The following is a 9,807-nucleotide window of genomic DNA, read 5'->3' as shown; positions in this document are numbered from 1 at the left end:
GGCATGCTCCGGTTTCAGGCCCACGCGCTCCAGCAGCCACGCGACGCGGCGCTGCGCGGCTTCACCGTCGAGCAGGTTGTGCACCCGCAGCGGCTCCATAATCGAGTACCCCACCGTATGGCGCGGATCGAGCGACGCATAAGGATCCTGAAAAATAAACTGAATATCCCGGCGTACCGCCTGCAATTTACTGTTAGGGAGCGTGTCGATGCGCTCACCGTTGAAGGTGATGCTCCCCTCCTGCGACGCCACCAGCCTGAGCAGCGCCCGCCCGGTGGTGGATTTACCGCAGCCGGACTCCCCCACCAGCGCCAGCGTTTCGCCCGGCCAGAGATCAAAACTGACGTTTTCAACCGCATGCACTTCGCGCTTCACGCGATTGAGGATCCCGCTACGCAGCGGGAAACGGGTCACCAGGTCACGCACTTCGAGGATTGGCCTGCCGGGAACCACCGTATCCTGCTCGGTTTCGTCTTCCTGCTGGCCCTGTTCGGTCTGTGAGAACAGCGGAAAACGGCGCGGAAAATCACTGCCATTCATGGCCCCCAGACGCGGGACCGCCGCCAGTAGCGCTTTGGTATAAGGATGCACCGGCGCATGAAAGACCTGCTCCACCGTGCCGGTTTCCACAGCATTGCCCTGATGCATAACCAGCACCCGATCGGCAATATCCGCCACCACCCCCATATCGTGGGTGATGAATATCACCCCCATCTCCATCTCCTGCTGCAACACCTTAATCAGTTGCAGGATCTGGGCCTGAATGGTGACATCCAGCGCCGTGGTGGGTTCGTCCGCAATGAGCACCGCCGGACGGCACGACAGCGCCATCGCAATCATCACCCGCTGGCGCATGCCACCGGAAAGCTGATGCGGATAGCGGGACAAAATCGCGTGCGCCTCAGGGATACGTACCAGCTCCAGCATCCGTTTAGCTTCGTTGAGCGCCTCATCACCGCTCAATCCCTGATGCAGGCGGATAGATTCGGCAATCTGCTCGCCCACCGGGAAGACCGGGTTCAGGGAGGTCATCGGCTCCTGAAAAATCATCGCAATATCCGCCCCGCGCACCCCCTGCATCCGGGACGCGCTCAGCTCGTTGAGATCGATAACCTGACGGTTGCGACGGCGCAACAGCATCCGCTCGCTGGTGACCTGCCCGCCCGTCTGCTCAAGCAGACGCATCAGCGCCAGCGCGGTAACGGATTTACCGGAACCTGATTCGCCAACAATCGCCAGCGTCTCGCCGCGCCTGAGTGAAAACGATAAATTCTGTACTGCGGGGATGAACTGCCGCTCTTCCTGAAACGCAATATTCAGTTGGTGGACAGCGAGCACTTCGCAGTTGTCCAGCTCTTCACGGTGCGGCACGCAATGCCCCCTTATTCACGATAAATGCCTGTGCTGGGCGCATCGCCGGCATACCCCCACGCCCGGTACATCCCTTCACTGTTGAACGGCAGCGCCACGTTGCCCTCCCGATCCACCGCGATTAAGCCACCTTCTCCGCCCAGGGCTGGCAGTTTCTCCATTACCACCCGCTCGCAGGCCTCACTCAGGCTTAATCCGCCGTAATCCATTAGCGCGGTAATGTCGTAGGCCGCCAGCGCGCGGATAAACACTTCGCCGGTTCCGGTGCATGACACAGCCGCCGTGGCGTTATTGGCGTAACACCCGGCCCCCGGCAGCGGACTGTCGCCGACGCGTCCGGGAAGCTTGTTGGTCATACCGCCTGTCGACGTCGCGGCGGCGAGGTTACCGGCTTTATCCAGCGCCACCGCGCCTACCGTGCCCATTTTGCTGCGTTCATCGAGCGGCGCGGCATGGTCCAGCTGCGTCATCCCCGCTGTACGGGCCTCCAGCAACTGCCGGTAACGCTCCTCGGTGGAAAAAAGATCGGGCGAGACCGTATCCATCCCGTGCTCGACGGCAAATTTCTCCGCCCCCGCCCCGGCCAGCAGCACATGCGGGCTTTGATCCATCACCAGACGCGCGGCCAGCACGGGATTGCGCAGTCGGCTGACGCCCGCCACCGCCCCCGCTTTCAGGGTGATACCGTCCATCACGCAGGCATCCAGTTCATGCGTTTCATCGCGCGTAAAGACCGAGCCAATACCGGCATTAAACAGCGGGCACTCCTCCAGCATACGTACTGCTTCGGTCACCACGTCCAGCGCGCTGTCGCCCGCTTCCAGCATCCGCTGGCCTGTTTCCACAATGGCGTTCAGCGCATCAATATAACGCTTCTCCTGCTCGGGACTGAGCTGTGCACGGGTGATTGCCCCGGCACCGCCATGAATTGCGATAACCGCTTTACTCATTTCGCATCACCCATCAGCCTGGCTGGCTGCTTTTTCTATAAATATCATTATCGTCGACGAATCTTCAGATGATTTTTGAATATAGAAAGACGCAACTGTGATGTAAAGCTTACACCCATCGGGTCATACAGTTAGCCGCACTTTTCTGCCATAATGAGCGCTTTCGTTGTTACTCCGCAGGAGCCCACCATGGATTTTACCGCCGGACTGATGCCGCTTGAGACGGCACTCTCGCAGATGCTTGATCGTATTACTCCCCTGCACGACGTTGAGACGCTGCCGCTTGTGCGCTGTTTTGGCCGTATTGCCGCGCGCGATATCGTCTCGCCGCTGAACGTGCCGGGGTTCGATAACGCGGCGATGGACGGCTATGCCGTACGTCTGGCGGATTTGCAAACGGGTCAGCCGCTGCCGGTGGCAGGTAAAGCCTTTGCCGGGCAGCCGTTCAACGGTGAGTGGCCAGCGGACACCTGCGTGCGCATTATGACCGGCGCGCCGGTGCCAAAGGGCTGTGAAGCCGTGGTGATGCAGGAAGAGACCGAACTAACGGACGACGGCGTGCGTTTTACCGCCAGCGTCAAAGCGGGACAGAATATCCGCCACATCGGGGAAGACATTACCCTCGGCGCAACGGTCTTTGCCGCCGGGCAAAAACTGACGGTCGCCGAACTGCCGGTGCTGGCATCGCTTGGCATCGCGGAGATTGACGTTGTCCGCAAGGTACGCGTGGCGGTGTTCTCAACGGGAGACGAGCTACAGCTTCCGGGTCAGCCGCTGAACGAGGGGCAGATTTACGACACCAACCGTCTGGCGGTGCACCTGATGCTTGAGCAACTGGGCTGCGAGGTGATTAACCTCGGCATCATTCCTGACGATCCGGAGAAACTGCGCACGGCGTTTATCGACGCGGACGCCTCTGCCGACGTGGTGATCAGCTCCGGCGGCGTTTCGGTTGGCGAAGCGGATTACACCAAAACCCTGCTTGAAGAGCTGGGTGAAATCGCCTTCTGGAAGCTGGCGATTAAACCGGGCAAACCGTTCGCGTTTGGCAAACTTCCGTACAGCTGGTTCTGTGGCCTGCCGGGTAACCCGGTCTCTGCCGCGCTGACCTTCTACCAGCTGGTGATCCCGCTGCTGGCGAAGCTTTCAGGCAACAATGCCGACCCGCTGCCGGAACGTGTGCGCGTGCGGACGGCAACGCGCCTCAAAAAATCTCCGGGCCGTCTCGATTTCCAGCGCGGCATTCTGGCGCGCAACGCCGATGGCGAGCTGGAGGTGAGCACCACCGGGCATCAGGGTTCGCACATCTTTAGCTCCTTCAGCCAGGGTAACTGCTTTATCGTGCTGGAGCGCGATCGCGGCCACGTTGAGGCGGGCGAATGGGTTGAAGTGGAACGCTTTAACCACCTGTTCGGAGGCTGACATGACGGTGGAACTGAGCGACCCGGAGATGATGCGCTACAACCGCCAGATCGTGCTGCGCGGGTTTGATTTCGAGGGTCAGGAAGCGCTCAAGGCGGCCAGCGTGCTGGTTGTCGGCCTTGGCGGGCTGGGCTGCGCGGCGGCGCAATACCTGGCTGCGGCGGGCGTCGGCCGCATGACGCTGCTGGATTTCGATACCGTGTCGGTGTCGAACCTGCAACGCCAGACGCTACACAGCGACGCGACGGTTGGTCAGCCGAAAGTGGAATCTGCGCGCACGGCGCTGGCGCGAATTAACCCCAACGTTCAGTTCACCCTGATTGACGCGATGCTGGATGACGACGCGCTGTTTGCGCAGATTGCACGGCATGACCTGGTGCTGGACTGCACCGATAACGTCGCCGTTCGCAACCAGCTCAATGCGGGCTGCTTTGCCCATAAAACGCCGCTAATTTCCGGCGCGGCCATCCGCATGGAGGGGCAAATCAGCGTTTTCACCTACGCTGAGGGAGAGCCCTGCTACCGCTGCCTGAGCCGTCTGTTTGGCGAGAATGCGCTGACCTGCGTCGAGGCGGGCGTGATGGCGCCGCTGGTTGGGGTGATTGGTTCCTTGCAGGCGATGGAGGCGATTAAGGTGCTGGCGCATTACGGCACGCCCGCAGCGGGCAAAATCGTGATATATGACGCGATGACCTGCCAGTTCCGCGAAATGAAGCTGATGCGTAATCCGGGGTGTGAGGTGTGCGGAGGTTAAACCCTGCTGCGGCCTGATGCCCTCACCCCGGCCCTCTCCCACAGGGAGAGGGAGAAAATCGTAGGCCGGGTAAGCGCTAGCGCCACCCGGCAACAGCATCAAATAGACGTCCGCCCAAACGCCCCCTGCCAGTCCTGCTCAAACTTCACAATTGCCGCATCTACTGCCGGAGAGGTAATAAACTGCTGCGCCACGTCCAGCGGCAGCGTGATGGACTCGCACCCTGCCAGCAGGCAGTCCAGCGCCTGGCGCGGCGTTTTAAAGCTCGCGGCGAGCACTTTTGACTGCGGTGCGTGCAGCGTCAGCAATTGTTGCAGTTCAATCACGGTCTGGATCCCGTCCCCGCCCTGCGCGTCCACGCGGTTCACGTAAGGGGCCACATACTCAGCACCCGCCAGCGCGGAGAGCATCCCCTGCGCTGCGCCGTATACCGCGGTACCCAGCGTCGGGATCCCTTCTGCTTTCAGCATTTTGATCGCCGCCAGCCCTTCAGCGGTCACGGGCACTTTCACCACCAGGTCATTGATTATCGCGCGCAGCTTACGTGCGTCTTCCACCATCCCCTCGGCGGTCTTCGCCATCACCTGGGCGAACAGCCGGCCCCTGCCGCCCAGCGCGTCGTGCAGCGCGGGCAGCAACTCTTCCAGGGGGGTTTTACCCGCCGCCACAATGCTTGGGTTAGTGGTCACGCCCGCCAGCGGGAAGATACGCGCCAGCTTTTTGACTGCCGCAACGTCAGATGTGTCGAGATAAAGTTCCATGATGTCACCCTCAAAATTAGCCTGCATTTACCCTATCACGAGAAAACCTGCTCATGAATTGACCCATATCAAGATAACTTTCATTCGAAAGTAATTTAATCTTCATATGTAATCAGAGGGCAAAAAAATGATCTTCAACATACAGCGTTACTCCACCCACGACGGCCCCGGTATTCGAACCGTGGTGTTCCTGAAAGGCTGCTCGCTGGGCTGTCGCTGGTGCCAGAACCCGGAAAGCCGCTCCCGCACGCGGGACGTCCTGTTTGACGCCCGTCTGTGTCTGGACGGCTGTGACCTGTGTCAGCAGGCCGCGCCAGGGTGTGTTGAACGCGCCCTGAACGGGTTGATCATCCATCGTGAAAAATTAAGTGAAAAAACGCTCACTGCCCTCACCGACTGCTGCCCGACACAGGCGCTTACCGTCTGCGGTGAAGAGAAGCAGGTGGAGGAGATTATGGCCACCGTGCTGCGCGACAAGCCCTTCTACGACCGCAGCGGCGGCGGGATCACCCTTTCCGGCGGCGAGCCGTTTATGAATCCTGACCTGGCGCACGCCCTGTTTAAAGCCAGCCATGAACAAGGCATTCATACCGCGGTTGAAACTTGCCTTCACGTGCCCTGGCATTATATCGAGCCTTCACTGCCGTATGTCGATCTGTTCCTGGCGGACCTGAAACATGTCGATGGCGAGGTGTTCAAGCAGTGGACCGATGGCTCTGCTAAGCGGATCCTGGACAACCTGAGGCGCCTGGCTACCGTCGGGAAGAAGATCACCATCCGCGTGCCGCTGATCCAGGGCTTTAACGCCGATGAAGCGTCGGTTACCGCCATTACCAACTTCGCCGCCGATGAACTCGGCGTCGATGATATTCATTTTCTGCCGTATCACACGCTGGGCATGAACAAATACACCCTGCTCGGCCAACCCTACTCTGCCCCTGACAAACCGCTGGATAACCCTGCCCTGCTGGACTTCGCACAGCAGTATGCCTGCCAGAAAGGGTTAACCGCGACCTTACGAGGATAAACTTATGACCACCCTGAATCTCAACACCCTCAGCGAGCGCATCAAGGCGCACAAAACGGCTCTGGTGCATATCGTTAAGCCGCCGGTCTGTACCGAACGCGCGCAGCACTATACCGAAATGTATCAGCAGCATCTGGACAAGCCGATCCCGGTACGTCGCGCGCTGGCCCTTGCCCACCACCTGGCAAAACGTACCATCTGGATCAAGCACGACGAGCTGATTATCGGTAACCAGGCCAGCGAAGTGCGTGCCGCGCCGATCTTCCCGGAATATACCGTCTCCTGGATTGAGAAAGAGATTGACGATCTGGCGGACCGTCCAGGTGCAGGCTTTGCGGTGAGCGAAGAGAATAAACGCGTTCTGCATGAAATCTGCCCGTGGTGGCGCGGCCAGACGGTACAGGATCGCTGCTACGGTATGTTTACCGACGAGCAGAAGGGCCTGCTGGAAACCGGCATCATCAAAGCGGAAGGCAACATGACCTCCGGTGACGCACACCTGGCGGTGAATTTCCCGCTGGTGCTGGAGAAAGGGCTCGACGGCCTGCGCGCGAAAGTAGCCGAGCGCCGCTCGCGCATCAACCTGACGGTACTGGACGATCTGCACGGCGATCAGTTCCTGAAAGCCATTGATATCGTGCTGGAAGCCGTAAGCCTGCACATCAGGCGCTTCGCCGATCTGGCTCGTGAGATGGCCGCCAGCGAAACCCGCGACAGCCGCCGCGACGAGCTGCTGGCGATGGCGGAAAACTGCGACATCATCGCCCACCAGCCGCCAAAAACCTTCTGGCAGGCGCTACAGCTGTGCTACTTCATTCAGCTGATCCTGCAAATTGAGTCCAACGGTCACTCCGTCTCCTTTGCCCGTATGGACCAGTACCTTTACCCGTACTATCGCCGCGACGTGGAGCTGGACCAGAGCCTGGATCGCGAGCACGCCATCGAGCTACTGCACAGCTGCTGGCTGAAGCTGCTGGAGGTGAACAAAATCCGCTCCGGCTCGCACTCCAAAGCCTCTGCGGGCAGCCCGCTGTATCAGAACGTCACCATCGGCGGCCAGAAGCTGGTCAACGGCGAGCCAATGGACGCGGTCAACCCGCTCTCCTACGCAATTCTGGAATCCTGCGGCCGTCTGCGCTCCACCCAGCCAAACCTGAGCGTGCGTTACCACGCGGGGATGAGCAACGACTTCCTCGACGCCTGCGTGCAGGTGATCCGCTGCGGCTTCGGGATGCCGGCGTTTAACAACGATGAAATCGTCATCCCGGAATTTATCAAGCTCGGCGTGGAACGAGAGGACGCGTATGACTATGCGGCGATTGGCTGCATCGAAACCGCCGTCGGCGGAAAGTGGGGCTATCGCTGCACCGGCATGAGCTTTATCAACTTCGCTCGCGTGATGCTGGCAGCGCTGGAAGGCGGTCGCGATGCCACCAGCGGCCAGGTATTCCTGCCGCAGGAAAAAGCGCTTTCGGCCGGTAATTTCGGCAATTTCGACGAAGTGATGGCGGCGTGGGATAACCAGATCCGCTACTACACCCGCAAATCCATTGAGATCGAGTACGTGGTGGACACCATGCTGGAAGAGAACGTCCACGATATTCTCTGCTCGGCGCTGGTGGATGACTGCATCGAACGCGCGAAAAGCATAAAGCAGGGCGGCGCGAAGTATGACTGGGTTTCCGGCCTTCAGGTGGGGATCGCCAACCTCGGTAACAGCCTGGCCGCGGTGAAGAAGCTGGTGTTTGACCAGGGCGTTATCGGTCAGCAACAGCTGGCGGCGGCGCTGGCGGATGACTTCGAGGGGCTGACCCACGAGCAGCTGCGCCAGCGCCTGATCAACGGCGCGCCGAAGTACGGCAACGACGACGACAGCGTGGACCTGCTGCTGACCCGTGCCTACGAAACCTACATTGAAGAGCTGAAGCAGTATCACAACCCACGCTACGGCCGTGGCCCGATTGGGGGTAACTACTACGCGGGCACGTCGTCTATCTCCGCAAACGTGCCGTTTGGCGCAGCAACCATGGCGACGCCGGACGGACGTAAAGCGCACACCCCGCTGGCGGAAGGGGCAAGCCCGGCCTCCGGTACCGACCACCTCGGCCCGACGGCGGTGATTGGCTCCGTGGGTAAACTGCCGACGGAAGCGATCCTCGGCGGCGTGCTGCTTAACCAGAAGCTGAATCCGTCGACGCTGGAAAACGACAGCGATCGCCAGAAGCTGATGGTGCTGCTGCGCACCTTCTTCGAGGTGCATAAAGGCTGGCATATTCAGTACAACATTGTCTCGCGCGAAACGCTGCTGGAAGCGAAGAAACACCCTGATCAGTATCGTGACCTGGTGGTGCGCGTCGCGGGTTACTCGGCGTTCTTCACCGCCCTGTCACCGGATGCGCAGGACGATATTATTGCCCGTACCGAGCATACACTGTAAAAAAACGCCCGGTGGCGCTGCGCTTACCGGGCCTATATACTCTCCCCGTAGGCCGGGTAAGGCGAAGCCGCCACCCGGCTTTCTGACTTTCATTCGAAATTAAATTTGTGCTCCCCGTCACCTTGTTATTAGAATGTTTCAAAACGCAGTGACCCAGGAGCACAGTATGACCGTAAAAGTTATCGTCACCGATATGGACGGAACTTTCCTTGATGATGCCAAGCAGTACGATCGTGACCGCTTCCAGGCACAGTTTGAGCAGCTTAAAGCCCGTAACATCGAATTTGTTGTCGCCAGCGGCAACCAGTATTACCAGCTCATCTCCTTTTTCCCGGAGCTGAAAGATCAGATCTCCTTCGTCGCGGAAAACGGCGCGCTGGTGTTCGACCACGGCGAACAGATTTTCCACGGTGAGCTAACGCGTCATGAGTCGCAGATCGTCATTGGCGAGTTGCTGAAAGACAAAGGGCTGAACTTTGTGGCCTGCGGGCTGGAGAGCGCGTACGTCAGCGATAAGGCTCCAGAAGCGTTCGTGAAGCTGATGTCGAAACACTACCATCGCTTAAAACCCATCAGCGATTACCGCGACATTGACGACGTGCTGTTTAAATTCTCCCTGAACCTGCCGGACAGCGATATCCCGAATCTGGTCGATAAACTGCATGTCTCCCTGGACGGCATCATGAAGCCGGTTACCAGCGGCTTCGGTTTTGTCGATTTGATTATCCCGGGCCTGCACAAAGCCAACGGCATCAGTCGTCTGCTGAAACGCTGGAAAGTCTCCCCGCAGGCGTGCGTGGGCATTGGCGACAGCGGCAACGATGCGGAAATGCTGAAGCTGGTGAAATATTCATTTGCGATGGGCAATGCGGCGGAAAGCATTCAAGCGGTCAGCCGTTACACTACCGACGATAACAACCATCAGGGCGCGCTGAATGTGATTCAGGCCGTGCTCGACGCCCACTCCCCGTTCGACGTCTGATCCCCTACCTGCCGGAGCCTCACTCCGGCCCCCTCACTCTTTTTCCATCCTGTGGCGCCCGTCAAGGTTTTAAACTTGCATTAACTTATTTTTAACTTAAAGT

General features: G+C 59.3%; 8 protein-coding genes. 5 read left to right on the top strand and 3 right to left on the bottom strand.

Annotated features, from left to right (window positions below):
* Positions 1-1,371: ATP-binding cassette domain-containing protein (locus HP459_RS18010; protein ID WP_171936583.1), on the bottom strand; the 1,371-nt coding region annotated here is incomplete at its 3' end.
* A gap of 11 nt (positions 1,372-1,382) precedes the next feature.
* Positions 1,383-2,321 (bottom strand): beta-aspartyl-peptidase, encoded by a 939-nt coding sequence (gene iaaA, locus HP459_RS18005; RefSeq protein WP_171936582.1) that lies wholly within the window; start codon positions 2,319-2,321, stop codon positions 1,383-1,385.
* 189 nt (positions 2,322-2,510) lie between these two features.
* Here iaaA and moeA point away from each other — a divergent pair, with 189 nt between their 5' ends.
* Together moeA and moeB are read left to right on the top strand one after the other, a co-directional pair.
* On the top strand, positions 2,511-3,743 hold the full coding sequence (gene moeA / locus HP459_RS18000; protein ID WP_171936581.1) for a molybdopterin molybdotransferase MoeA: 1,233 nt from the start codon (positions 2,511-2,513) through the stop codon (positions 3,741-3,743).
* A 1-nt stretch (position 3,744) separates the two neighbouring features.
* Positions 3,745-4,497, top strand: coding sequence for a molybdopterin-synthase adenylyltransferase MoeB (moeB, locus tag HP459_RS17995; RefSeq protein ID WP_045308528.1), 753 nt, complete (start codon positions 3,745-3,747; stop codon positions 4,495-4,497).
* A gap of 98 nt (positions 4,498-4,595) precedes the next feature.
* On the opposite strand, the gene fsa is transcribed toward moeB, so the two are convergent.
* Positions 4,596-5,258: a fructose-6-phosphate aldolase gene (fsa, locus tag HP459_RS17990; RefSeq protein WP_048966437.1), complete on the bottom strand. Its 663-nt coding sequence runs from the start codon at positions 5,256-5,258 to the stop codon at positions 4,596-4,598.
* A gap of 127 nt (positions 5,259-5,385) precedes the next feature.
* On the opposite strand from fsa, the gene HP459_RS17985 reads away from it, so the two are divergent.
* The 3 genes from HP459_RS17985 (at position 5,386) to HP459_RS17975 (ending at position 9,704) form a co-directional block, all read left to right on the top strand.
* Complete coding sequence (locus HP459_RS17985; protein WP_032624593.1) at positions 5,386-6,285, top strand: glycyl-radical enzyme activating protein; 900 nt, start codon at positions 5,386-5,388, stop codon at positions 6,283-6,285.
* Positions 6,286-6,289: 4 nt separating this feature from the next.
* Positions 6,290-8,722 (top strand): formate C-acetyltransferase/glycerol dehydratase family glycyl radical enzyme, encoded by a 2,433-nt coding sequence (locus HP459_RS17980; protein ID WP_023299663.1) that lies wholly within the window; start codon positions 6,290-6,292, stop codon positions 8,720-8,722.
* Positions 8,723-8,888: 166 nt separating this feature from the next.
* Complete coding sequence (locus HP459_RS17975) at positions 8,889-9,704, top strand: Cof-type HAD-IIB family hydrolase (protein ID WP_032624595.1); 816 nt, start codon at positions 8,889-8,891, stop codon at positions 9,702-9,704.
* Positions 9,705-9,807 lie beyond the last annotated feature (103 nt).

The sequence above is a fragment of the Enterobacter sp. CM29 genome (assembly GCF_013179605.1).
GTDB lineage: Bacteria > Pseudomonadota > Gammaproteobacteria > Enterobacterales > Enterobacteriaceae > Enterobacter > Enterobacter intestinihominis.
Note: the sequence above shows the minus strand (reverse complement) of the source record. Positions and strands in the feature narration are given on the sequence as shown.